Origin of the sequence: Bacillus sp. GC_Bacil_1, from assembly GCF_026540675.1 — a bacterium.
Lineage (GTDB): Bacteria > Bacillota > Bacilli > Bacillales > Bacillaceae_G > Bacillus_A > Bacillus_A cereus.
This window is the reverse complement of record NZ_JALNUG010000006.1, coordinates 236,800-261,046: the sequence shown is the minus strand read 5'-3', so window position 1 is coordinate 261,046 and position 24,247 is coordinate 236,800. Positions and strand designations below refer to the sequence as shown.

Below are 24,247 nucleotides of genomic sequence, written 5' to 3'. Positions count from 1 at the left end.
TTTTTATTCTTTGGAACTAGATTCATTTGAAGATAATTCACCTTTGAAGGTACGTTCTTCAAAATCATCAAGCATTTGTTCATATTCTTCATGCTCTTCTGTAGCGAAAACTTGTGGGTTTTTCCCGTACATATCCGTACCGATAAAGTTTTCAAAATCCTCCACGTAGCCTACGTTTTCTTCACTATTTACATACATGCCATTATAGTTTTTTGAATCTTGTCTTTCTAAATCAGACGGCGTTTCAGATGTTCCGTAATTTGCGACATCTTGCCACGCATCTTCCGCATCGTACTCAACAGAATGGTCCTCATCATGCTTGTGGAAAGAAGGAGACAACACTTCTTCTTCAACTGGCCGTGTATTCATATTTAACTTATTTGTCGCGTGCTGTATGCATGTTGTAGCAGTCGGCATTGCTTCCAATCTTTCAAATGGAATTTCTTCGCCAGACACTTCACAAATGCCGTACGTACCCGCTTCTATTTTTTGTAGGGCATGTTTCGTCTCCTCAAGCTGTTTATGCCAAAGTTCAATAAGCCCGAAGTCTTTTTCACGTTCATATAGCTCTGTAGCCATATCACCTGGATGGTTGTCATAGCTAGACAGTTCTCCTACTGAATCGCGTTCAGAAGCACGATCTGTATTTTCATGAGTTTGTATCGTTTGTTCCAGTTCTTGTTTTTGTTTTTCTAAAATGGATTTAAATTGACCTACTTGTTGTGGAGTTAACATAGTCGTCCACCTTCCTACAATTCAGTTTCTTTACATAGTATGAGCGTTGAGAGTAGGAATTATGAGATGAATTTCAGATATGAAAAAGGAGCCGCATAAGCAGCTCCTTTTATAGAAAGTATCCAAGTAATAATCCGATTCCCATTAGGAAACCGAAGATTGTATTTGTTTTTGCTGTTGCAATCATCGCAGGTACCATTTCCATTGGAATGCTTTTGCCGATAAAGCCTTTCGTCGCTTTAAATGCTTTCGGTGCACTTAAAAATACGATAAGCATCCATGGTGATACGATGCCCACGATAATTAAAGCAATTGTCCAAATGTAGGAAACGATGAACATCGAAGCAAGTACACCAACAGCTCTTTCACGTCCAACGAGAATTGCTAACGTTTTACGACCGTTTTCTTTATCGCCATCCAAGTCGCGAATATTATTAGCTAGTAAAATGGCGCCAATTAAAATGGAGCTTGGAATAGATAGTAAAATGACTTCTGATGTTACAGTTCCAGTTTGAATAAAGAATGAAATCCCAATAATAATGACACCCATAAATAATCCGGCTGTCAACTCTCCAAATGGTGTATATGCAATTGGAAGTGGGCCACCTGTATAAAGGTAAGCAACGGCCATACAAACAAGACCGATTGCAGCAAGCCACCAGCTAGAATTCATACAAATATAAACACCTAATAGTATTGCGATGCCGAAAAATCCAAATGCTAAGTTAAGCACTGTTTTTGGCTGAATGCCATCGCGAACGATAGCGCCGCCGATACCAACTGAACCTTCGTGATCGAGTCCTCTTTTATAATCAAAGTATTCATTAAACATGTTTGTTGCTGCTTGAATGAGAAGACAAGCAAGAAGCATCATAAGGAAAAGAGGAAGATGTATTTGATTTATACCTCCGACCTGCATCGAATATGCTGTTCCGATGAAAACAGGTACGAAAGCTGCTGTTAATGTATGGGGACGTAGTAAACTCCACCAGATGCGCCAGCCAGTTTGCTTACTTGGCTTTGGCGCCGTAGGAGAGGAATTCGTTTTGACGTTCATTTCCATGTTGAATCCTCCTTTGGTCACATATTGTACACAACTAAGTGTAGAAAAAGCATCATTTAGTGTCAACGTTTATTTTCTAGGAAGAGAAGGTGAATTTCTCAGAAATGCTAAACGTTGACAGGCCTTTCGTTTGAGGTGTATCTTAAAATCAAGCGTAATTATGACTATTTTTCGCCCATAGGGGGGAGACAATTGTGATTCAAACGAAACAAAAAGGCTTGCAAGAAGTTCTTATTGCAGCTATCAAGCGTGCAACTAACGAAAAAACATTGGTTAGTTTTGTAAAACAAATAGACTGGGTGGATCCGCTTCTGTTCTATGCAGCAGGAAAAAGGATTTCATTCGAAAATAGATGTTATTTTGCAGACCCGGCTCAGCATGTAATATTTGCAGGAATTGGCTCTGTTTTCACTATAGCAAATTCTTCTCATAAGCGCTTTCAAACCGCTCGTGACGAGTGGGAGAAAGTAAAAGAGAATGCATTTGTCCAAAGAGATGAATATGAATTTGGAACGGGTCCGCTTTTATTTGGTGGTTTTTCATTTGATCCAGAAAAAGAGAAAACGGACCTATGGAAAGAATTTAAAGATACGACATTTTCACTACCAGCATTTTTATTAACTGTAAAAAATGAAAAAGCATGGTTAACGATGAATACATTTGTTGCAGCAACAGATTGTGCAGAAACTCTTTATAATGAAATGATTTCTTTAGAAGAGAAAATTTTTGAGGAGAGTAAATGTGCGCTAAACGGATCGAAATTAACTGTTATTTCTAAAGTAGAAGTGGATCCGAAAGGCTGGATGAAAGCAATTGAAAAAGTACAAGATGAGATGAAGCAGGGTAACGTGCAGAAGGTTGTATTGGCGAGGGAACTAAAAGTAGAGATGAACCATTCGATTGATTCTGCTCTTGTTTTAGAAGCACTTCGCATTGGTCAACCGGATTGTTACGTATTTTCTTTTGATTATAAAGGAGCATGCTTCTTAGGAGCGACGCCTGAGAGATTAATTCGCAAAGAAGATGAGAAATTTACATCGATGTGTCTTGCGGGTTCAATCGGTCATGGTCATTCTATAGAAGAAAGTGAACGAAATAGTAATGCGCTTCTTCATGATGAAAAGAATTTAGCTGAACATGGGTATGTTGTTAACATGATTCGCTCGGTACTAAATGAACATTGCGAATACGTTAATATTCCGGAAAGCCCAGGCTTATTAACAACGAAAAACTTAATTCACTTATATACGCCTGTAGAAGCAAAAGGCGATGCGAGTCTTTTAACAATGGTAGAAGAATTACATCCAACACCAGCTCTTGGCGGGACACCTCGTTTGGAAGCGATGAAACTGATTCGTGATGTTGAATTGTTAGACAGAGGATTGTATGGTGCACCGATTGGCTGGATAGATGATGAAGGAAATGGTGAATTTGCGGTTGCACTGCGCTGCGGATTATTAAACGGCGAGAAAGCATCCTTATTTGCCGGTTGTGGTATTGTAATTGATTCAATCCCGCAGCTTGAATATGAAGAAACAAGTTTGAAGTTTAGACCGATGCTTGGTGCTTTGGAGGAATTAATGAAATGAACAATCATATAGAAGCATTATCATATTATTTAGGCGCGTTCGTGGATGAACTGACGCGTCTAGATGTATGTGATGTTGTCATTAGTCCAGGCTCACGGTCAACGCCGATTGCTTTACTAATGGAACAACACGAAGGAATGAACACATATTTACATGTAGATGAAAGATCAGCAGGATTTTTCGCGCTTGGTATTGCGAAAGCGAAAAAACGCCCAGTAGCATTATTATGTACGTCAGGAACAGCAGCAGCTAATTACTATCCAGCTGTATGTGAAGCTTTTCATTCAAGGGTCCCGCTTATCGTCTTAACAGCGGATAGACCGCATGAATTAAGAGATGTGGGTGCACCACAAGCAATGAATCAATTTAATTTATACGGTACTTTTGTGAAACAATTTACAGAGATGGCACTGCCAGAAGCGAGTGAAGCGATGTATCATTACGCTCGTATGACGACGCAGCGCATAGTAGCAAATGCTTGTTTAGCGCCGCAGGGTCCTGTTCATCTTAATTTTCCAGTTCGCGAGCCACTTATCCCTGATTTCTCACTAGAAAGCTTATGGGATAAAGGACGTAGTGAATATACAGGAGTAGTTCAGCAAGGAAACGTGACGATGCCGAGTGAATATGTAGATTCTCTTGTAGGGCGCCTTTCACATATGGAAAAGGGGCTTATTATTTGTGGAGATGATAGTCATTCAGAAATTGCAATGTTTGCAACGCAACTAGCTGAAAAAACTGGCTATCCTATATTAGCAGACCCACTTTCTAATATTCGTAGCGGACACCACGATAAAACGATGGTAATTGACTGTTATGATACATTTTTACGAAATGAGCAGTTAAAAGAAAAATGGAAACCGGACGTGTTAATTCGCTTTGGTGGTATGCCTATTTCTAAATCATTAACGCAGTTCATAAAAAAACAAACGAAAGCAGTTCATATCGTTGTCGATGAATCAGGACAATGGAGAGATCCAGCTCTTGTTGCGACAGAAGTTGTGCAAGCAAGTGACATTGAATTTTGCAAGGCAGTAATAGAAAAAATGCCAGTTATGAAGAAGAATGATTGGTTCGTAATGTGGCAACATATAAACGAAAAAACGAAGGAAACGCTTCGTGAAATGGAAACATATGAAACTGCATTTGAAGGAAAGGTTATTACAGATATTGTGCGCGTATTACCAGAAGACGCAACGTTATTTGCGAGCAATAGTATGCCAATTCGTGATACAGACTCATTCTTCTTCACATCGGATAAAAACATCCATGTGATGGCAAACCGTGGCGTAAATGGTATTGATGGAATCATTTCGACAGCTTTAGGAGCGAGCATTATTTGCGATCCACTTGTATTAGTGATTGGTGATTTATCATTTTATCACGATTTAAATGGGCTATTAGCAGCGAAATTACATGAATTAAACATAACAATTGTCGTTGTAAATAATGATGGCGGGGGTATTTTCTCATTCTTACCACAATATGAGAAAAAGGAACATTTTGAATCATTATTTGGAACACCAATTGGACTTGATTATGAGCACGTTGTCAAAATGTACGGTGGTTCATTTAGCCGTGTAAATGGTTGGGAGCAATTCCGTGAAGAAGTACAAAAGGGAGCAACGACAAAAGGTTTACACGTTGTGGAAATTTGTACGAACCGTGATGAAAACTTAACATTGCACCGTACGTTATGGGCAAAAACACAGGACGTAATTACTACATCGTTGCAAGGTGAATCAAAATGAACGTAACACTGCAAGGTGTATCGTATGAATATGAAGTAGTTGGAAGCGGGGAACCACTTCTACTTCTTCATGGTTTTACGGGAAGCATGGAAACGTGGCGTTCTTTTATCCCTTCATGGAGCGAGCAGTTTCAAGTCATTTTAGTAGATATTGTTGGGCACGGAAAAACGGAAAGCCCTGAAGATGTGACGCATTATGACATCCGAAATGTGGCATTGCAAATGAAAGAACTATTAGATTACCTTCATATTGAAAAAGTACATATACTTGGCTATTCAATGGGCGGTAGATTGGCGATTACGATGGCATGTCTATATCCAGATTATGTACACTCTCTTTTATTAGAAAACTGTACAGCTGGGCTCGAAAACGAAGCAGATAGAAAAGAACGTCGTGAAAAAGATGATCGACTTGCTAATAAAATTGAGCGAGAAGGCGTTCAAAGTTTTGTTTCTATGTGGGAAAATATTCCGCTTTTTGAAACGCAAAAACGTTTAGCAGAAAACGTACAAGAAGCGGTGCGAAAAGAACGGCTTGCTAACAACCCAAAAGGGCTCGCGAATAGCTTGCGCGGCATGGGAACAGGGGCTCAGCCTTCATGGTGGGATGAGCTGAAAAACTTAAAAATACCTGTTCTTTTAATGAACGGAGAATATGATGAAAAGTTCTTTCGCATATTAAAAAACATCGAAAAATGCGTTTCTGATGCGAAAATTGTCAAAATTGATGGTGCTGGCCATGCAATTCATGTGGAACAACCGGAAAAGTTTGATACAATAGTAAAGGGATTTCTAAAAACTATGCAGTGATGCTTTTTTCAGCAAGAAGGAAGTCACACTTATAGAGGAGATCAGAAATATACAAGGAGGTAGTTGTAATGGCTATTGAATGGGTAACAGAAGGCAATTACGAAGATATTATTTATTCAACATACAATGGTATCGCAAAGATTTCGATTAACCGCCCTGAAGTACATAACGCATTCCGTCCAAAAACGGTAATGGAGTTAATCAATGCATTTGCACACGCTCGTGATGATGCAAATGTTGGCGTTATCATTTTAACAGGAGAAGGTGGACGTGCATTCTGTTCTGGCGGCGACCAAAAAGTTCGCGGTCATGGTGGATATGTAGGTGACGACCAAATCCCACGTCTAAACGTATTAGACTTACAACGTCTAATTCGCGCAATTCCTAAACCAGTTATCGCAATGGTAGCAGGTTATGCAATCGGTGGAGGACACGTACTTCATATCGTATGTGACTTAACAATCGCTGCAGACAACGCTGTATTCGGACAAACAGGTCCTAAAGTAGGAAGCTTTGACGGTGGATACGGAGCTGGTTACTTAGCTCGTATGGTAGGCCACAAGAAAGCTCGCGAAATTTGGTACCTATGCCGTCAATATAGTGCTGGGGAAGCACTTGATATGGGCTTAGTAAACACTGTAGTACCATTAGAAGAGCTTGAAGCAGAAACAGTACAATGGGCACAAGAAATCTTAGCAAACAGCCCAATGGCACTTCGTTTCCTAAAAGCTGCATTCAACGCAGACACAGACGGTCTAGCTGGTATTCAACAACTAGCTGGAGATGCAACGTTATTGTACTACACAACTGACGAAGCAAAAGAAGGTCGCGACGCATTCAAAGAAAAACGCAGTCCGGACTTCGGTCAATTCCCTCGTTTCCCTTGATCAAAAGCGGAAGCGGCTCGCTTAGAATGTGAGGGGGATGGAGCTTCTGACGTAGAGGCGCTTTTTGCCTCGTAGGAAGAAGTGAAGCCACCGAACATTCTAGCTGCTGTAGCTGGATGTTTTAAAAGCGGAGCCGACTGTTTAGCCCCGTTGGCTAAGGTTCTTTCGCACAGAAAGTGTTTTTTACTTTCTCGTGCGGAAGGTTCTTAGACGGAAGGGGCTAGGAGGCGCAGCTGGATAAGGTCAAACCGGAAACAAAACAACTAAGAGACTTGATATCATATCAAGTCTCTTTCTTTCATGAAAGGAGAATGAATGATGGAGACGATGCCAAATTGGTTAATGCAACGTGCATTTTTAACACCAGATCGCACTGCAATTGAAATAGAGGAAGAGAAAGTTACTTTTATGGAGCTACATGAAAAAGTAGTATCTGTTTGTGAACACCTCACGCATGTTGGAGTGGAGCGAGGGCAAAAGGTGGCTGTTCTGATGAAAAATGGTATGGAGATGATTACAGTTATTCACGCCCTATCTTATGTAGGTGCAGTAGCTGTGCTTTTAAATACGCGTCTTTCAAGAGAAGAGCTACTTTGGCAAATGGATGATGCTGAAGTTGTTTGTTTAGTAACGGATCAAGATTTTGATGCTAAAGATGTTCCTGTTTATTCATTCGCCGAAGTGATGAATGGACCAAAAGAGGAAGCCTCTATACAAGAAGAGTTTTCTTTAGAAGAAGCGATGACAATTATTTATACGTCTGGGACGACAGGCAAACCGAAAGGCGTTATTTTAACGTACGGCAATCATTGGGCAAGCGCAGTCGGTTCGTCGCTTAATTTAGGACTTCGTGATGATGATTGTTGGTTAGCCTGCATGCCGATGTTCCATGTTGGCGGGCTATCTCTTTTAATGAAAAACATTATGTACGGCATGCGTATTTTACTTGTTCCGAAATATGATGCTAATTTTATTCATAAAGCACTTCAAAAAAGAGGAGTAACAATTATTTCTGTCGTTTCTAAAATGTTAACTGATTTATTAGAGCGACTTGGGGCAGAGACATATCCATCTTCTTTACGATGCATGTTACTTGGCGGAGGACCAGCGCCAAAACCACTATTAGAAGCATGTGTAGAAAAAGGGATTCCTGTATATCAAACGTACGGTATGACAGAAACATCTTCGCAAATTTGTACGTTATCCGCAGATTACATGTTAACGAAAGTAGGATCAGCTGGAAAACCACTATTTCAGTGCCAACTTCGTATTGAAAAAGATGGCGTAGTAGTGCCACCATTTGAGGAAGGTGAGATTGTAGTAAAAGGACCGAACGTAACAGGCGGTTACTTTAACCGTGAAGATGCGACGCGAGAGACTATTCAAAACGGGTGGCTTCATACTGGCGACCTCGGTTATTTAGACGAAGAAGGGTTTTTATACGTATTAGATCGTCGCAGTGATTTAATTATTTCTGGCGGAGAGAATATATATCCAGCTCAAATTGAAGAAGTGTTGCTTTCTCATCCGGCAGTAGCGGAAGCTGGTGTTGTCGGCATGGCTGACGATAAATGGGGACAAGTACCAGCTGCTTTTGTTGTGAAAAGCGGGGCGGTAACAGAAGAAGAAATTCTTCATTTTTGCGAGGAGAAGTTAGCGAAATATAAAGTGCCGAAGAAAGCATGTTTCTTAGAGGAATTACCACGTAACGCTTCGAAAAAATTGTTAAGACGAGAGTTAAGACAATTAGTGGAGGAGATGTAGGTGGAAATAAAAAAAGCGACACTGTATATAACGGAAATGCCACTCGTAATCCCGTTTGCTGCAAGCTACGGGACTTACGAAAAGCGTGAGAGTATCGTTATTGAATTAGAGGATACGGACGGGTACATCGGATTTGGGGAAGTCGTTGCATTCTCTGAACCGTGGTATACGGAAGAAACGGTGAAGACAGCGCTGCATGTACTGCAAGACTTTTTAATACCTGATTTATTAAAGGCTGAAATTTCTCATCCGAATGAGGTACCGGGTCTATTTCAACATATAAAAAGAAACCGAATGGCAAAAGCCGGAATAGAGGGGGCTGTTTGGGATTTATATGCGAAGCGTCAAAAGAAATCGCTAGCGACAGTACTTGGCGGAACTAGTCATGAAATTGAAGTCGGCGTTGTAATTGGGATCAATACAATTCCGGTTATGTTAAAACAAATCGAGAAGTACGCCGAAGAAGGATACGAGCGTTTTAAAGTGAAAATAAAGCCAGAGCATGATTATGAGTTATTAAAAGAAATTCGAAAAGAGTTTCCGCATATCCCGCTAATGGCAGATGCGAATTCAGCGTATACATTAGCGGATACGGAGAGGCTGAAACGACTAGATGAATTCCAATTAATGATGATTGAACAACCGTTAGCGGATTACGATTTTCTTGATCACGCGGAGTTGCAAAAGAAAATTGAAACGCCGATTTGTTTAGATGAAAGTATCCATAGTTTAGAAGATGCGCGCGTTGCGATTACGCTTGGTAGTTGCCGCATCGTTAACATTAAGCCAGGGCGAGTAGGCGGATTAACAGAGTCGGTTCAAATTCATAATTATTGCATGGAGCATAACATACCAGTTTGGTGCGGTGGTATGGTAGAAATGGGGATTTCACGAGCGCAAAATGTTGCTCTTGCTTCATTACCTAACTTTATGATTCCAGGAGATATATCCGCTTCTAGTAGACATTGGAAGAGGGATATTATTTCACCGGAAGTGATGCTTGAGGGCGGGAAAGTGATGGTGCCGCAAAGCGTTGATGCTGAGTATGAAGTAGATCGCGGAAGGCTGGCGGAAATCACGAAGCAGCGGATTGTGTTTGAACGGTAAATGGAAGTTTCATTAGGATGCCCGCAAGTAGCGAGAGGATTTTGTCGTTCATTGTCGGTAAGTCGATATATTTCAATAATCGCTGATATAATTTGAGTTACGGTCGATATATTTGGAAAATAGCTGATATAATTTTATTTACCAAGGTTACTTTAACGAGTAGCCTTTTCGTATTGTACAAATTGGATAGACTAGTTTACAATCGAGCGTATAAAAATGGAATGGAAAAGGGGGAGTAAAATGAAGCGCATTTCAATTTTAATAGCTGATGATGAGGCGGAAATTGCTGACTTAATTGAGATACATTTAGAAAAAGAAGGGTACCATGTTGTGAAAGCAGCGGATGGGGAAGAGGCAGTTCATATTATTGAAACGAAGCCAATCGACTTGGTAGTTTTAGATATTATGATGCCGAAAATGGATGGTTATGAGGTGACGCGTCAAATTCGCGCGAAACATCATATGCCGATTATTTTTTTAAGCGCGAAAACTTCGGACTTTGATAAGGTGACAGGTCTTGTACTAGGTGCGGATGATTATATGACGAAGCCTTTCACACCAATAGAATTAGTTGCACGTGTAAATGCACAACTGCGTAGGTTTTTTACGTTAAATCAACCGAAAGTAGCGGAGAGTAAATCTGCTTTAGAAATAGGCGGAGTCGTAATTAATCCTGAGCGCAGGACGGTTGATGTGTATGGTGAGCAAATTGAATTAACGCCGAAAGAGTTCGATATTTTATATTTATTAGCGAGTCATCCGAAGAAAGTATACAATGTGGAAAATATTTTTCAGCACGTATGGGCGGATGATTATTATGAAGGTGGAAATACAGTAATGGTACATATTCGTACTTTGCGGAAGAAACTTGGAGAAGATAAAAGAAAGGATAAATTAATAAAAACAGTGTGGGGAGTAGGTTATACTTTCAATGGCTAATATGATGAAAAGTTTTCGATTTAAAATGATTGCCTTATTTGCGTTAAGTATGGTGCTTGCAGCAACTGTAACTTATATAATTTATAAAGGATTGCAGTTGTATTATAAAACGATGGTTCGCTACGAAGAGCCTTTAGCACAATTTAGGTCAATGGTAAGGGAATTTGGAGACATTAACTTCTTTTTAATTTTCTTTATTCCGTTATCTATTATCTTTTTCTTCTTTTTGACAAAAACGTATTTAAAATACTTTGATGAAATTTCTAATGGGATTCATCATCTTGCGAACGGTAACTTTACGAATAAAGTTCAAGTTTCATCAAATGATGAGTTTGGAAATATCGCGCGTGAAATAAATGTTGCAAGTGAAAAGTTAAAAGAAGCTGTTGAAAGAGGAGATTTTGCAGAAAGTAGTAAAGATCAGCTTGTTGTGAATTTAGCTCATGATTTAAGAACACCGTTAACATCCGTGTTAGGATATTTAGATTTAATTCTTAAAGATGAAAATTTAACAAAAGAACAAATTAAACATTTCTCCACAATTGCATATACGAAATCGCAAAGGCTGGAAAGTTTAATTGATGAGCTATTTGAAATTACACGTATGAATTATGGCATGCTAAAACTGGATAAAAAGCCGATTGATATAAGTGAGTTGCTTATACAGTTAGAGGAGGAATTGTATCCGTTATTAGAAAAACATCATTTAGAAGCTAGATTGAATGTGGATCCTCATTTACCGATGCACGGTGATGGGAAATTGTTAGCTAGAGTATTTGAAAACTTGTTAACAAATGCCGTTCGTTACGGGTATGATGGGCAATTTGTTGATATGAATGGATATGTTGATAATGGAGAAGTTGTCGTACAAATTATGAATTATGGAGATAGCATTCCAGAAGAAGATTTACCGTATCTTTTTGATATGTTTTATACAGGTGATAAAGCGAGAACTGAGAACCGTGGCGGGACTGGCCTAGGACTATTCATTGCGAAAAATATTGTCGAGCAACATAACGGTACGATTTCTGCTGAGAGCAATGTAGTTAGAACGCTATTTGAAGTACGATTGCCAAAAGACGAGAATGTAACAATTTAATAAAAATTTAAACTTTACCCCACTTTTTATTTTAATAGTTTTTTCTATTCTATACGTAAGTTACGTTAAGGAGGAACTAGAAATGAAAAAGTGGGTATTTATTTCTTTTTTTATAGCATTCACAGTATGTGTAGGCGTTTATATATCACCGTTATTTCAAAAGGAAATCGATGTTAAAATTGTCGGGAAAGATGAGCTAGTAAAGGCGGCAAACACCGAGGGGAAAGAGATTACGAAGGAACAAATTTATAAGGGCGATTTATTATTAGTTAACAGGGATTATCCAGTAAAAAAAGATAGTATTAGGTCTGATATTATAAATGTAAATCATAATAGTGAATTAGTAAGAGGTTATGTAATATTTGATAGAAATCTTCGTTTATCAAAGGATGTTGTGAAAAAGTTTTTGAACGTTGTCGATGCGGCTGGAAAAGAAAGTGTTAACCATTTTTTGATTAGTAGTGGTTATAGAGATTTCCAAGAGCAAAAACAGCTATATGAAAAAATGGGATCTGATTATGCACTTCCAGCAGGATACAGTGAACATAATTTAGGATTATCACTGGACATTGGGTCTACTCAAAAGAAAATGGAGAAAGCGCCTGAAGGAAAATGGATTGAAGAGAACGTATGGAAGCATGGCTTTGTATTACGTTATCCGAAAAATAAAAGTAACATTACTGGAATTCAATATGAGCCATGGCATATCCGTTATGTCGGCCTACCTCATAGCGCAATTATGCAAAAAAAGAATTTTACACTAGAGGAATATTTAGAGTTTTTAAAAGAGGAAAAAGAGGTTTCAACTGAAGTAGAAGGTAAGAAATATACTGTTTCTTATTATAAAGTTTCTGAGAATACGAAAGTGAACGTTCCAGCAAACAAGCAGTATGAAATTTCCGGGAACAATATGGATGGGGTTATTGTGACGGTTCAGGAATAGAGAAAAAGGCTGTGCCATTTGGGACAGCCTTTTCTTATATAAGAAAGGAAGTGACGTTTTTTGTCGGTAAATCGATATTCTTTGTCGAATCGTTAATATATTATAAGTTATGATAGATATAATTGAAAAATCGTTGATATAATTTCCTATACTATTAGCATTTTGGAGGAGCATCTTTTTATTTACTTTTAAACATTATAACGTTATATTTACTTCTCCGTTTTTTTATGTTACGCTAAACGTGTGAAAGAGATATAAAAAATGAAACTTAAATGTAAGCGTATTCTTATGGCTTCTTATAGAAAAGGGTGGAAATACAATGACAGAACGATTCGTACTACGTAATGTGAAACGTGTGAACGGGGAAGAGATTGACATTGTAATTGAAAATAACAAAATCGCACAGGTGACGAAAGCTGGTGCTGGCGAGGGTGGAAAGGTTCTTGATTACTCTGGTACTTACGTATCGAGTGGCTGGATTGATTTGCACGTTCACGCTTTTCCAGAGTTTGATCCGTATGGCGATGAGGTAGATGAAATTGGCGTTAAGCAAGGGGTAACGACAATTGTTGATGCGGGTAGTTGCGGTGCTGATCGCATTGCAGATTTAGTAAAAAGTAGAGAGCAGGCAAAGACAAATTTATTTGCCTTTTTAAATATTTCTCGCATCGGTTTGAAACGAATTGATGAATTATCCAATATGGAATGGATAGATAAAGAGAAAGCGATAGAAGCAGTAGAAAAGTATAAAGATGTAATCGTTGGGTTAAAGGCGAGAATGAGTAAAAGTGTCGTTTGTGATAGTGGAATTGAACCGCTGCATGTAGCGCGCGCTTTATCTCAAGAAACATTATTACCGATTATGGTACATATCGGTTCAGCGCCTCCCCGTATAGAGGAAGTTGTACCTCTTTTAGAAAAAGATGATGTGATTACACATTATTTAAACGGGAAAGAAAATAATTTATTTGATGAAGAAGGGAAACCGCTACCTGTGTTGTTAGATGCGGTGAATCGCGGCGTGCATTTAGATGTTGGTCACGGTAATGCTAGCTTTTCTTTTAAAGTAGCAGAAGCGGCGAAGCGTCACGATATTGCCTTTAATACAATTAGTACGGATATTTACCGGAGGAATCGTATACATGGTCCAGTGTATAGTATGGCTCACGTTCTTTCGAAATTCCTTTACTTAGGTTATCCACTAGAAGAAGTGATTGATGCGGTTACGAAAAATGCGGCAGAGTGGCTTAAGAAACCAGAGCTTGGCCGTATTCAAGAAGGGGATATTGCAAACTTAACTTTATTTACGGTTAAAGATGAGAAGGTTACGTTAATTGATTCAGAAGGGGATCAGCGCATTGCTGAAAAAAGAATTGATACGAAAGGGGTTGTAATTAATGGGTCATTCATTGAATGCTAAGTACGGATTAAAAAGAGTGATTAATGCGAGCGGTAGAATGAGTATTTTAGGTGTATCTGCTCCTACAGATACAGTAATGGATGCGATGAAACATGGTGGACAAAATTATGTGGAAATTGCTGATTTAGTAGATAAAGCAGGAGACCATATTGCGAGAATTCTAGATTCAGAGGCAGCGGTCGTTGTGAATTCAGCATCGAGCGGAATTGCGCTTTCTATCGCTGGTATCGTTACAGAAGGAAATCGCCGTAAAAGTGAAAGACTTCATCAAGAAGTAATCGCGAAAAACGAAGTGATTATGTTAAAAGGTCATAACGTTCAATACGGTGCTCCTGTTGAAACGATGATTTACTTAGGTGGAGGAAAACTCGTTGAAGTTGGCTACGCAAATGAAGGGAAAGCAGAACATATTGAAGATGCGATTGGCGAAAATACAGCAGCAATTCTTTATGTGAAATCACATCATGCAGTGCAAAAAAATATGATTTCTGTTGAAGAAGCATGGGAAGTAGCGCAGCGAAATAACGTACCACTTATCGTTGATGCGGCAGCTGAAGAAGACATTCAAAAATATGTGAAGTATTCAGACCTTGCCATTTATAGTGGTTCAAAGGCAATTGAAGGACCTACTTCTGGTATTGTTGGCGGTAAACGAAAATATATCGAATGGCTGAAAGTGCAATTACATTGCATCGGAAGAAGTATGAAAGTCGGGAAAGAGACAACTTTTGGCTTACTTCAAGCGCTTGATGAGTACGGAGTAAAAGAAGATAAGAGCGAGCAAGAAAAAGAATTGCTACAAGTACTTATGCCGCTAAAAGAATTAAATGGTGTAAATGTAACGATCGTTCAAGATGAAGCTGGAAGAGCAATCTTTAGAGCTCGTATTCATATTAACGAGAAAGAGTTAAACAAATCAGCAAGAGATGTTGTGACTGCATTACGCGAAGGGGAAATCGCCATTTATACACGTGATTACGGAGTAAGACAAGGATTCTTTGATATTGATCCACGTCCACTTCAAGGTGATGACATACATGTGATTGAAGAAAAATTGAGAGAAATTGTAGGGGGAAACTAAAATGACAAACATTCAAAAACGTTTTTATAAAGGCCGCGTAGCATTAAATGTATTAGCAAACAATATAGAAAATGCAAAAGATATTTTTGAAGCAGCAGAAGGTTATGTAGTAGTGGGAGTGTTATCAAAAGACTATCCAACAGTAGAAGAAGCTGTTACAGCTATGAAAGCATACGGAAAAGAAATTGATGACGCTGTATCAATCGGACTAGGCGCAGGAGATAATCGCCAAGCAGCAGTTGTAGCTGAAATTGCGAAGCATTATCCTGGTAGCCATATTAACCAAGTGTTCCCTTCAGTTGGAGCAACGCGTGCAAATCTCGGCGAAAAAGATAGCTGGATTAATAGTTTAGTATCACCAACAGGAAAAGTAGGTTACGTAAATATTTCTACTGGCCCAATTAGTGCCGCTGGAGAAGAAAAAGCAATCGTTCCAATTAAAACAGCGATCGCACTTGTACGTGATATGGGCGGAAATTCATTGAAATACTTCCCGATGAAAGGGCTAGCTCACGAAGAAGAATATCGCGCAGTTGCGAAAGCTTGTGCAGAAGAAGGATTCGCATTAGAGCCAACAGGTGGAATTGATAAAGAAAACTTTGAAACAATTGTACGTATTGCGCTTGAGGCAAATGTAGAGCAAGTTATCCCGCACGTATACTCTTCTATTATTGATAAAGAAACTGGTAATACGAAAGTAGAAGATGTTCGTGAATTATTAGCAGTCGTGAAAAAGCTAGTTGATCAATATGCGTAAGAAAATTGCAGCGTTCGGCGAAGTAATGATGCGCCTGCAAGTACCTGGATATGAATTGTTGTCGCAAGCTAACACGTTAAATTACTCATTTTCAGGTACAGGTGTGAACGTTGTAGCGGCACTTTCTCACTTAGGGCATGAAGGGCTTCTTATTTCAACTTTACCGGAAAATTCGGTTGGAGATGCAGCTGTATCTTACATTCAAAAGTTAGGGATTCAAACTTCTCTTGTTTCAAGAGGCGGTAAATATGTAGGTATGTATTTTTTAGAAAATGGATTCGGTGCACGTGCAAGCCGCGTTACATATTCGAATCGATTAGAAAGTAGCTTCAATACGGCATGTGAAGAAATGTATCAATTTGAAGAAATCGCAAAGGAAATTGATATCGTTCATTTTTGCGGTATTACACTTGCGATGAATGATACGGTGCGTCATCATATGAAATCTTTAGCGAGAGCAGTTAAAGAAAACGGAGGAACCGTCGTTTTTGATTGTAATTATCGTCCCTCACTTTGGGGAGAAGACGGATATGAACAGGCAAAACCGCATTATGAAGAAATGCTGGGGCTTGCTGATATCGTTATGATGAACGAAAAAGATGCGATGTTCGTTCTTGGAATGAAAACAGAAGAGACGGAGCGAGAAGCGCAGCTGCTGGATCTTATTCCAAAGGTAGCTGAAACGTATCATATCGCTACAATCGCTGGTACTCATCGCTCTATTAACAGTGATAATACACATTCGCTTCGCGGGTTTATATGTAAAGATGGTTCGTTAACTTTTGCAAAAACACTTACGTTTTCTGTATATGATAGAATAGGTGCTGGAGATGCTTATACGAGCGGAATTATTCATGGCGAGATAAAAGAGTTTGCACCAGAGAAAGCTGTTTCATTTGCGTCAGCAGCTGGAATGCTAGCACATACAATCGTCGGTGATACGCCAATGTCATCAGAGAAAGATATACTTCGGGCGATGACGGCATCAGTAGGTGATGTAGAAAGGTAGTGGGTGTAACAGTGAACGTAACGAGGAAAAAAGGACCATTATATTTACAAATAAAAAATATTATTCGTGATCGAATATTGCATGGCGTATATGCGATTCATACGAATATTCCTTCAGAACCGCAATTAGAAGAAGAGTTCAAAGTTAGTAAGATTACAGTGCGTAATGCGATTAAAGAACTCGCTCAAGAAGGATATTTGGAAAAGAAGAGCGGCAAAGGAACGAAAGTGATTCGTAATACTTCTGCGACAAAACTGTCAAAGGGTAAGAAATTTACAGAAGTGTTAGTGGAAGAAGGATATAAAGTACAAAAGAAATTATTAAAAGCAGAAATCGTTCATAATGAGGAAGGAACAGTGCCGTTTCGATTATTCGGTAAAGAGAGTTTTCGTATCGAGCGCCTATATATGTTAAATGATACGCCGTATATTCATTATACGCACTATTTCTCAGCTCGAATGGCGAGTACAGATTTATCGGACTTTGATTTACAATCGCTTTACGATTTAGTTGAGGACCGAGGTATACATTTAGAAAACTTCAGAGATGAATTCGCGGTTGGGCTTGCACCTAATTTCGTTGCAGAAGCGCTAGGTGAAAAAGAGGGAACAGCGTTATTAAAACGTATGCGCTATTCTTATGATGAAGTTGGCGAAGTAATTGAATATAGCGAAGGCTACTACAATACAGAAATGCAGCATTATGTAGTGAATTATGACGTATAAAAAAGAGGGGATGTTCCCTCTTTTTTTATAAAGTAAAACTTTAATTAGTGGAGGAGGGCATCACCCACTAATTATTAGCCCACACCAATCGGGATAAAAGTAAGGAGAATGAGAGATGGATATATACTTATTAATCGTCACGTTACTTGCGATCACAATTGTTATTTTAGGGGTATCATGGTGGAAATGGCATGCATTTATTAGTTTAACAGTTGCGAGTTTGTTTTTAGCTATTATGTCTGGACTGAACTTAACGAAAATAGTGGCTGCCTATGAAACTGGTGTTGGTAGTGTACTAGGTCATTTAGTTGGTATTTTGGCACTTGGAACTATACTCGGGAAAATGATGTCTGATTCAGGAGCAGGCATGCAAGTTGCAGATTTCTTTATTCGATTTTTCGGCGTAAAAAAATTACCTTGGGCTATGTTATTTGCAGGTTTTGTTATAGGGATTCCCGTCTTTTTTGAAGTAGGGATTGTTATTTTATTACCACTTGTAATTTCAATTCGAAAAACAACGAAGCAAAACATATTATTAATTGCTTTACCTGTTATTGCGGGATTATCTATCGTACATGGGCTAGTACCTCCGCATCCAGGTGCCATGACTGCAATCGGTATTTATAACGCGAACTTAGGAAAGGTACTTTTATATTCATTAATTATCGCGTTACCGACGGCTATTATAGCAGGCCCAATATTTGCAAAGTGGGTACATAAGAGGGTTATACCTGAAAATGAACCGGAGCTTGTTCGAGTTACGACAGTATCAACTGATTTGCCAAGTCGTAAAGTTTCATTCTTTATTATTTTATTACCAGTTGTATTGATGATTTTATCAGTAGTTGCACCATATATTTCATTATCGAAAAAATTGACTGAATTTTTCGTATTTATAGGAAGTCCAGTAATCGCCTTACTTATTTCATGTTTCGCAGCATTTTATTTACTTGGTATCAAACAAGGTATTAATAAAAAGATGATTAAAAAATTAACAGATGAAAGTTTATTGCCTGTCGGTTCTATTATTTTAATAATTGGTGCAGGCGGTGGATTTAAACAAATATTAATTGAAAGCGGCGTTGGAACAGCTATTGCACAAATGGCAGAACATATTTCGTTATCACCAATCGTATTAGCTTTCATGGTAGCTGGTTTAATTCGAATTGCAACAGGTTCAGCTACAGTAGCATTAACGACAGCAGCAGGGATTGTTTCACCAGTTATTCAGCACATGTCTGGTGTGAATTTAGAGCTTCTCGTTATTGCAACCGGTGCAGGTTCATTAATGTTTTCTCACGTAAATGATGCAGGGTTCTGGCTTGTAAAAGAGTATTTAGGTTTGACGGTGAAGGAAACATTTAAAACGTGGACGGTGCTGGAAACATTGTTATCATTTATTGCATTTGGTTTTGCTCTTTTGTTGAATATGTTTCTTTAAAGGATACCTGAATAGGTATCTTTTTTTTTGATTAAGCCCAATTCCTAAAACAAGCCCGTTTTTAGGTAAGCCAAGCTTCCTATTCGCCCTGAAAACATAATATAAATGGAATCCCCTCATTTAGAGCAAGGTGAACTTGTTATGAATGATACTAAAGGAGGAATAGGGTAATGAGCGAAAAGTGTGAACACAGACATGATGATTGTAACCGCAGACATGGTTGCGGAGGCGGTTTTGCGCTTCTAATCGTATTGTTTATTTTATTAATTATCATCGGTGCTAGCTGCTTCGGCGGAGGCGGCGGCGGTTGTGGCTATGGTGGTTACGGCGGTTACGCAGGCGGCTACGGTGGATATTGCTGCTAATTATTAAAAACTATTGAAAATAGCCTTGTGCATATTGCACAAGGCTATTTTATTCATATTTTTATATGCTGTGATAATTTATTAATGTACAGAGAACGGATTAAGAAGAAGAAAATGATCTCGATAACCCCGAAAAAGGTGAGTACGATACATGTCTCTTTTAGTAAGGAGAAAGAAAACATGCTTTGTAAAAACTTAACCGCAAATAATGTGTGAACACCAGCAACGATGTAAGGAACGAAAAATAAAATTCCTAATTGAATCGTTGCAGAGCGAAACATTTCTGATTCAGTTAAGCCAAGCTTTGTAATCGTAATATATTTTTGTCTTTCAGTTGTTAAGTCATTATACATACGGAAATATAAAACACTAGCTGCTCCGATAAAGAAAATAAAGCCGAGAAATGCCCAAATAAAGAATTGAGCGACTGCATTTCCTTTACTATGAACGAGTTCATCCGTAGCTGTATAAATATAAAATGGTTTAATGAAATTTTCTTCATTTTTATGTGCTTCATACAAAATTTCTGCATCATGATCTAAGCTTTTTAATATATTTTTTGTTGGGACAATTGCATTTTCCCAATTTTCCACGAAGTAGTTATAGACTGTAATTGTTTCAATATGAGGAATCATATTTTCAATTACTTCATCTTGCATCACAATTAAGTGAGGTAATGCAAAGGGAGGCTCAATTCCTCTATTAATAAAACCTTTAATTTGAAATTCCTTTTTATTAGAGCCAAGTGTAATTGTGTTCTGCTTCGCAAATGGGTTAGACACGAGATTTAATAACGCTGGTGAATAGCGAGAAATATTATAAACTTGTGAAGAATCGAGAGTGATTTCTGGTCTGTTTAATTGCTGTGCTATTGCGTTATAATCACTCATTTTCATAATGGCAATTGACTCTTTTGAAGCTGTATCTTTTAAAACGGTAAACTTATATTTGTCATATTGAAAATTAGCATTTGTAAGTTCAGTTTCAATCGTAGTAATATGCTTTTGTTCAAATGCATTAACACCTTCTGATGTATAGGTGAATGGTATTGGATATCGTTCTAGTATGGGTGCTTTCGTATTATTGTTTGCAGCAAATAACCCGATAATAATTGTAAATGCAAGTGCAGATAGCATAGAAACAATAAAGAGTACATTAATATTACTGCGTGTACGAGAAACTAAATCTGAAATCCATAACATATTTATTTGTTTTAAGTAAAACTTTCTTCGTTTCTTTAAAATATAGATAAAGAGAAGAAATGTTTGTGAAAAAAATAAATACGTCCCAATCACTACAAGCGGTAAAATAGATAGCATAATTAAGAATACAGATCCATTTTGTGCATTTTTTTCCGTTATGTAGCCTTGCGGATAACCGGCAATATAATAACATAGTCCTAAACAAGTTAAAGCAAATAGTGAAATGAGTATAGATGGTTTTTTTTCGCTCTTCTCTTTGTTAACACCCTTAATAAGCTTCGTTGTTTTTCGAGTACGAATAAACATTGGTGTAAATGTAGAAACGATTAAAAATAAAATGATAAACGTTACGGTTGTAACGATAATCGCTTCTGTTGGCCAATATAAATAGAGACCTTTCGCGTTTGTTAATTTCGAAGTGACTAATAAGAAAAAGTTAGAAAATACAAGTCCACCTTGAATGCCGATAAAGATGGATAATATCCCAATTATCATGTTTTCGGTAAATAACAATCTTTTTAATTGTCTCTGTGAGATACCAAGAATAGTGAGTATCCCGAATTGCTGCTTCCGTACATTTAAAAATGTTCCAATTGAATATAAGAGAAAGAAGAACGAGAACATAACAATCACAAGCTGTGCTGTACTAGCTAAATTCATTAGAGGATCACGTTCTTGAAAGCTTTGTACACTCTGTAAGCGTGGATGATACGCGTATACAGTAAATGAAAAGAAAACCATGATAGAAAACGCACTACTTACAAAGTAGGCGAAATATGCTTTTGAATTACGTGAGACATTTTTAAATGCGAATTGCCAAAACGTCATCCACGTCTTCCTCCTAATAAGGCTAGAACATCTAATATTTCTTGATAAAACTTCTCGCGATATAATCCGCGGTGCAGTTCATTGTAAAGCTCTCCATCTTTAATGAAAATAACACGGTTACAATAACTTGCTGCAAATGGATCGTGCGTAACCATTAAAATCGTTGCATCTTCTTCTTTGTTTAATTTCGTAAATAACTCCATTACATCAATAGCGGCTTTTGAATCCAGGTTCCCTGTCGGTTCATCGGCTAGTAAGAGAGAAGGGTGATGAATAACAGCACGTGCTACTGCAGTACGCTGTGCTTGTCCTCCAGAAACTTCAAAAATACGTTTGTCCAAAATATGATCAATTCCAAGCTTTTTTGAAATGTTATCAAGCTTTTCATCCATTTCTTTTAATGGAACATTATCTAATGTTAAAGGTAGTACGATATTTTCACCGATTGTTAGTGTATCTAGTAGGTTAAAGTTTTGGAAAACAAATCCTAATTCTTGGCGGCGGAAAATAGCTAACTTCTCTCTACGAAATGTGTGTGGTTTTTTTCCGTTAATAACGACGTCACCAGAAGTAGGAGAATCAATTGTAGAAATAACGTTTAAAAATGTAGATTTCCCGCTACCAGATGGACCCATAATGGCAACGAATTCCCCTTTATCTACGTGTAAATTTATATTTTTTAAAGCAGTATGAGGGACTTTTCCCTCATATACTTTTGAGACGTTTTTTATGTGTAATACTTCTTCCATAGTAATCACCTTTCTACTTTTAAAACTTAATATGTTGTGATAATTTTTGCATATAAAAGGAACGAATTAAAAGGAAAAATAAAATTTCAACTGTTCCAAAAATCAACAGTACGACTGTAATCTCAGCGAAGAACGAGAGATGTAAAACTTCTTGTAGCATCTTTGTCGCAAACATCGTATGGATTGACGCCATGATGTAAGGCACGAAGAAAAGAATCGCAAGCTGAATTGTCGCTGAACGTTTCATTTCAGTTTCAGTTAAGCCAATTTTCGTAATCGTTATATATTTTTCTTGCTCATTTGTTAAATCTGTATACATTCGGAAGTAAAGAACACTACCAGCACCGATAAAGAAGATAACACCTAAGAAAGTACCAATTAAGAAGAACGAAGCGACATTTAGTTTTGTCTTATATAGGGAATCGCTCGCTTCACTTGCATGGAAAGGTGGATGCTCTGCTTGAATTGCTGCATTATCGTTATCAATTTTTGTTATAAACGATGAACCGATATTATGTGCTTTTTCCCAATCTGTAACTTTGAAGTTATATACACTCATTTGTTTGGAAACTGTGGATAAGGATTCTACATTTTCATCAGATAGTATGAGTAATTGGTATATTAAGCTGTTTGGGAATGGGCTATAACTTTTATATTCTTTCACTTGTAGTTGTAAATTGTTTTGAGTAAGTGTAAGAGTATTTTTCTTTTCTTCATTGTGAAGTGTTCCAATAACTTGATCATCTAAGTCTTTCATAAGAATATAAGATTCATTCTTATTTACCGTGAGTTTTTCCCAATTTAATGCTTTAGCAAGTACATTATAGTCACTTTGTTTAATTGCGTAATAGAGCTGCGTGTTATCTTCAGCTGAAGATACCTCATATATATCCGTTTTAAATTTTGTATAAGTAAAGTGCTCTTCATTAAATTTCTGCTCTAACCAGTTTAAATGTTCATCAGCTAATGTATTTTCAGTATGCGATAAATACGTAAACGGGAAAGGGTTCTGTCTAATTGCATCAAACTTTGTAAATTTCCCAAAACCGTATAAGAATGTAATCATTGTAAAAGCGAGTGTTGATAGCATCGCTACAATAAAAAGCATGTTAATGTTTGTCCGAATGCGCGCTGCTAAATCCGAAATCCAAAGCATATTAATTCGTTTCATATAAAACGTTCTTCGCATTTTTAAAATACGAATAAGTAAAAAACTAATTTGTGAAAAGAAAAAGTATGTTCCAGCTGCAATAAGCGATGGAATAACAAATATACTAGAGACGGCATATAAAAGCCCAATGATATCGCCTAACGACATAAAATATAATGGATTGGATTCTAATACATATCCAGTTATTAAACATGCCGCACCAAATAGAGAGATGAGCACGGATGCTTTTCTTTCTTTTTGTTGTTTTCCTTCTTTTAAAAGACGTACGGCTTTTCTCGTGCGAATGAGCATCGGTGTAAAAGATGATACGAGAATGAAGAGCCCGAGAAAGATGATGATAGTTAAAACGATAGCACTTGTAGGCGGATATAAATATAAACCAGGTACGTGTGTAATTTTGGCGGTAACTAATAAAAAGAACTGTGAAAAGACAACTCCAAGTTGAATGCCAAAAAATATAGAAAGAGCACCAATTAACATATTTTCTATAAATATGAGTCGCTTTAATTGTTTTTGGGATATGCCAAGTACTGTTAAAATCCCGAACTGTTTTTTTCGTACTTTTAAAAACGTCCCGATTGAATACAGTAAAAAGAAAAATGAAAAGAACACAATGACAACTTCTGAAATTGTCATTAATATGTTCAGAGAATAATTCACGTCTGTCATATGCAATTTAGGATGAAATAAATAAACTGCAAATGAGAAAAAGATTGCGATGGAGAACGCACTGCTTACAAAATAGGCGAAATAAGCTCTGGCGTTCCGCGTCACGTTTTTAAATGCAAACTGCCAAAATGTCATTCACCTGAA

Annotated in this window: 21 protein-coding genes; 16 read left to right on the top strand and 5 right to left on the bottom strand. The window is 37.8% G+C overall.

Annotated features, from left to right (window positions below):
• Positions 1–3 precede the first annotated feature (3 nt).
• Both OXT04_RS12340 and OXT04_RS12335 read right to left on the bottom strand, forming a co-directional pair.
• The gene (locus OXT04_RS12340; protein WP_000957398.1) at positions 4–735 is read right to left on the bottom strand and encodes a yteA family sporulation protein; all 732 of its coding nucleotides are present in this window, start codon (positions 733–735) and stop codon (positions 4–6) included.
• A 109-nt stretch (positions 736–844) separates the two neighbouring features.
• Positions 845–1,798, bottom strand: a complete 954-nt coding sequence (locus OXT04_RS12335) for a 1,4-dihydroxy-2-naphthoate polyprenyltransferase (RefSeq protein WP_000425770.1) — start codon at positions 1,796–1,798, stop codon at positions 845–847.
• A 194-nt stretch (positions 1,799–1,992) separates the two neighbouring features.
• On the opposite strand from OXT04_RS12335, the gene OXT04_RS12330 reads away from it, so the two are divergent.
• The 16 genes from OXT04_RS12330 (at position 1,993) to OXT04_RS12255 (ending at position 19,484) form a co-directional block, all read left to right on the top strand.
• Positions 1,993–3,387: an isochorismate synthase gene (locus OXT04_RS12330; protein ID WP_000616737.1), complete on the top strand. Its 1,395-nt coding sequence runs from the start codon at positions 1,993–1,995 to the stop codon at positions 3,385–3,387.
• Positions 3,384–5,138: a 2-succinyl-5-enolpyruvyl-6-hydroxy-3-cyclohexene-1-carboxylic-acid synthase gene (menD, locus tag OXT04_RS12325; RefSeq protein ID WP_098033597.1), complete on the top strand. Its 1,755-nt coding sequence runs from the start codon at positions 3,384–3,386 to the stop codon at positions 5,136–5,138. Before OXT04_RS12330 ends, menD begins: the two co-directional genes overlap by 4 nt.
• A complete protein-coding gene (menH, locus tag OXT04_RS12320; RefSeq protein WP_098361105.1) occupies positions 5,135–5,947 on the top strand; it encodes a 2-succinyl-6-hydroxy-2,4-cyclohexadiene-1-carboxylate synthase in 813 nt (270 codons plus the stop codon). The genes menD and menH overlap by 4 nt, the downstream gene beginning before the upstream one ends.
• Before the next feature lie 68 nt (positions 5,948–6,015).
• On the top strand, positions 6,016–6,834 hold the full coding sequence (gene menB / locus OXT04_RS12315; RefSeq protein WP_065229489.1) for a 1,4-dihydroxy-2-naphthoyl-CoA synthase: 819 nt from the start codon (positions 6,016–6,018) through the stop codon (positions 6,832–6,834).
• A 318-nt stretch (positions 6,835–7,152) separates the two neighbouring features.
• The gene (locus OXT04_RS12310) at positions 7,153–8,598 is read left to right on the top strand and encodes an o-succinylbenzoate--CoA ligase (protein ID WP_141549514.1); all 1,446 of its coding nucleotides are present in this window, start codon (positions 7,153–7,155) and stop codon (positions 8,596–8,598) included.
• The gene (menC, locus tag OXT04_RS12305) at positions 8,599–9,705 is read left to right on the top strand and encodes an o-succinylbenzoate synthase (RefSeq protein WP_098361107.1); all 1,107 of its coding nucleotides are present in this window, start codon (positions 8,599–8,601) and stop codon (positions 9,703–9,705) included.
• Between the two features lie 240 nt (positions 9,706–9,945).
• Positions 9,946–10,644, top strand: a complete 699-nt coding sequence (locus OXT04_RS12300; protein ID WP_090976770.1) for a response regulator transcription factor — start codon at positions 9,946–9,948, stop codon at positions 10,642–10,644.
• Positions 10,637–11,743 (top strand): sensor histidine kinase, encoded by a 1,107-nt coding sequence (locus OXT04_RS12295; RefSeq protein ID WP_098361108.1) that lies wholly within the window; start codon positions 10,637–10,639, stop codon positions 11,741–11,743. The genes OXT04_RS12300 and OXT04_RS12295 overlap by 8 nt, the downstream gene beginning before the upstream one ends.
• 82 nt (positions 11,744–11,825) lie before the next feature.
• Positions 11,826–12,686: a D-Ala-D-Ala carboxypeptidase VanY gene (locus OXT04_RS12290; protein ID WP_000759402.1), complete on the top strand. Its 861-nt coding sequence runs from the start codon at positions 11,826–11,828 to the stop codon at positions 12,684–12,686.
• Between the two features lie 319 nt (positions 12,687–13,005).
• Positions 13,006–14,106 carry an amidohydrolase/deacetylase family metallohydrolase gene (locus OXT04_RS12285; RefSeq protein WP_000139934.1) on the top strand — a complete coding sequence of 367 codons (1,101 nt, stop codon included), beginning with the start codon at positions 13,006–13,008 and terminating at the stop codon, positions 14,104–14,106.
• Positions 14,084–15,187, top strand: a complete 1,104-nt coding sequence (locus OXT04_RS12280; protein ID WP_000510109.1) for a DgaE family pyridoxal phosphate-dependent ammonia lyase — start codon at positions 14,084–14,086, stop codon at positions 15,185–15,187. Before OXT04_RS12285 ends, OXT04_RS12280 begins: the two co-directional genes overlap by 23 nt.
• A 1-nt stretch (position 15,188) precedes the next feature.
• Positions 15,189–15,944: a 2-dehydro-3-deoxy-phosphogluconate aldolase gene (gene dagF, locus OXT04_RS12275; protein WP_000181907.1), complete on the top strand. Its 756-nt coding sequence runs from the start codon at positions 15,189–15,191 to the stop codon at positions 15,942–15,944.
• A complete protein-coding gene (locus tag OXT04_RS12270) occupies positions 15,937–16,953 on the top strand; it encodes a sugar kinase (protein ID WP_001227512.1) in 1,017 nt (338 codons plus the stop codon). The genes dagF and OXT04_RS12270 overlap by 8 nt, the downstream gene beginning before the upstream one ends.
• On the top strand, positions 16,953–17,678 hold the full coding sequence (locus OXT04_RS12265) for a GntR family transcriptional regulator (RefSeq protein WP_000539259.1): 726 nt from the start codon (positions 16,953–16,955) through the stop codon (positions 17,676–17,678). Before OXT04_RS12270 ends, OXT04_RS12265 begins: the two co-directional genes overlap by 1 nt.
• Positions 17,679–17,793: 115 nt before the next feature.
• The gene (gene gntP, locus OXT04_RS12260) at positions 17,794–19,119 is read left to right on the top strand and encodes a gluconate permease GntP (protein WP_267414985.1); all 1,326 of its coding nucleotides are present in this window, start codon (positions 17,794–17,796) and stop codon (positions 19,117–19,119) included.
• Between the two features lie 170 nt (positions 19,120–19,289).
• Positions 19,290–19,484: a YjcZ family sporulation protein gene (locus OXT04_RS12255; protein WP_242255691.1), complete on the top strand. Its 195-nt coding sequence runs from the start codon at positions 19,290–19,292 to the stop codon at positions 19,482–19,484.
• Between the two features lie 53 nt (positions 19,485–19,537).
• On the opposite strand, the gene OXT04_RS12250 is transcribed toward OXT04_RS12255, so the two are convergent.
• Genes OXT04_RS12250 through OXT04_RS12240 form a run of 3 tightly spaced genes read right to left on the bottom strand, consistent with a single transcriptional unit; the run spans position 19,538 to position 24,238 of the window.
• Positions 19,538–21,514 carry an FtsX-like permease family protein gene (locus tag OXT04_RS12250; RefSeq protein WP_000144949.1) on the bottom strand — a complete coding sequence of 659 codons (1,977 nt, stop codon included), beginning with the start codon at positions 21,512–21,514 and terminating at the stop codon, positions 19,538–19,540.
• Complete coding sequence (locus OXT04_RS12245) at positions 21,511–22,263, bottom strand: ABC transporter ATP-binding protein (RefSeq protein ID WP_000393250.1); 753 nt, start codon at positions 22,261–22,263, stop codon at positions 21,511–21,513. The genes OXT04_RS12250 and OXT04_RS12245 overlap by 4 nt, the downstream gene beginning before the upstream one ends.
• A gap of 19 nt (positions 22,264–22,282) precedes the next feature.
• The gene (locus OXT04_RS12240; RefSeq protein WP_098361110.1) at positions 22,283–24,238 is read right to left on the bottom strand and encodes an ABC transporter permease; all 1,956 of its coding nucleotides are present in this window, start codon (positions 24,236–24,238) and stop codon (positions 22,283–22,285) included.
• Positions 24,239–24,247 lie beyond the last annotated feature (9 nt).

What these genes read in the sequence shown, in the direction of transcription:
- OXT04_RS12340 (WP_000957398.1), bottom strand. Translation starts at nt 735, where the DNA reads ATGTTAACTCCACAACAAGTAGGTCAATTTAAATCCATTTTAGAAAAA.
- OXT04_RS12335 (WP_000425770.1), bottom strand. Translation starts at nt 1,798, where the DNA reads ATGGAAATGAACGTCAAAACGAATTCCTCTCCTACGGCGCCAAAGCCA.
- menD (WP_098033597.1), top strand. Translation starts at nt 3,384, where the DNA reads ATGAACAATCATATAGAAGCATTATCATATTATTTAGGCGCGTTCGTG.
- menH (WP_098361105.1), top strand. Translation starts at nt 5,135, where the DNA reads ATGAACGTAACACTGCAAGGTGTATCGTATGAATATGAAGTAGTTGGA.
- menB (WP_065229489.1), top strand. Translation starts at nt 6,016, where the DNA reads ATGGCTATTGAATGGGTAACAGAAGGCAATTACGAAGATATTATTTAT.
- OXT04_RS12310 (WP_141549514.1), top strand. Translation starts at nt 7,153, where the DNA reads ATGGAGACGATGCCAAATTGGTTAATGCAACGTGCATTTTTAACACCA.
- OXT04_RS12300 (WP_090976770.1), top strand. Translation starts at nt 9,946, where the DNA reads ATGAAGCGCATTTCAATTTTAATAGCTGATGATGAGGCGGAAATTGCT.
- OXT04_RS12295 (WP_098361108.1), top strand. Translation starts at nt 10,637, where the DNA reads ATGGCTAATATGATGAAAAGTTTTCGATTTAAAATGATTGCCTTATTT.
- OXT04_RS12290 (WP_000759402.1), top strand. Translation starts at nt 11,826, where the DNA reads ATGAAAAAGTGGGTATTTATTTCTTTTTTTATAGCATTCACAGTATGT.
- OXT04_RS12285 (WP_000139934.1), top strand. Translation starts at nt 13,006, where the DNA reads ATGACAGAACGATTCGTACTACGTAATGTGAAACGTGTGAACGGGGAA.
- OXT04_RS12280 (WP_000510109.1), top strand. Translation starts at nt 14,084, where the DNA reads ATGGGTCATTCATTGAATGCTAAGTACGGATTAAAAAGAGTGATTAAT.
- dagF (WP_000181907.1), top strand. Translation starts at nt 15,189, where the DNA reads ATGACAAACATTCAAAAACGTTTTTATAAAGGCCGCGTAGCATTAAAT.
- OXT04_RS12270 (WP_001227512.1), top strand. Translation starts at nt 15,937, where the DNA reads ATGCGTAAGAAAATTGCAGCGTTCGGCGAAGTAATGATGCGCCTGCAA.
- gntP (WP_267414985.1), top strand. Translation starts at nt 17,794, where the DNA reads ATGGATATATACTTATTAATCGTCACGTTACTTGCGATCACAATTGTT.
- OXT04_RS12255 (WP_242255691.1), top strand. Translation starts at nt 19,290, where the DNA reads ATGAGCGAAAAGTGTGAACACAGACATGATGATTGTAACCGCAGACAT.
- OXT04_RS12250 (WP_000144949.1), bottom strand. Translation starts at nt 21,514, where the DNA reads ATGACGTTTTGGCAATTCGCATTTAAAAATGTCTCACGTAATTCAAAA.
- OXT04_RS12245 (WP_000393250.1), bottom strand. Translation starts at nt 22,263, where the DNA reads ATGGAAGAAGTATTACACATAAAAAACGTCTCAAAAGTATATGAGGGA.
- OXT04_RS12240 (WP_098361110.1), bottom strand. Translation starts at nt 24,238, where the DNA reads ATGACATTTTGGCAGTTTGCATTTAAAAACGTGACGCGGAACGCCAGA.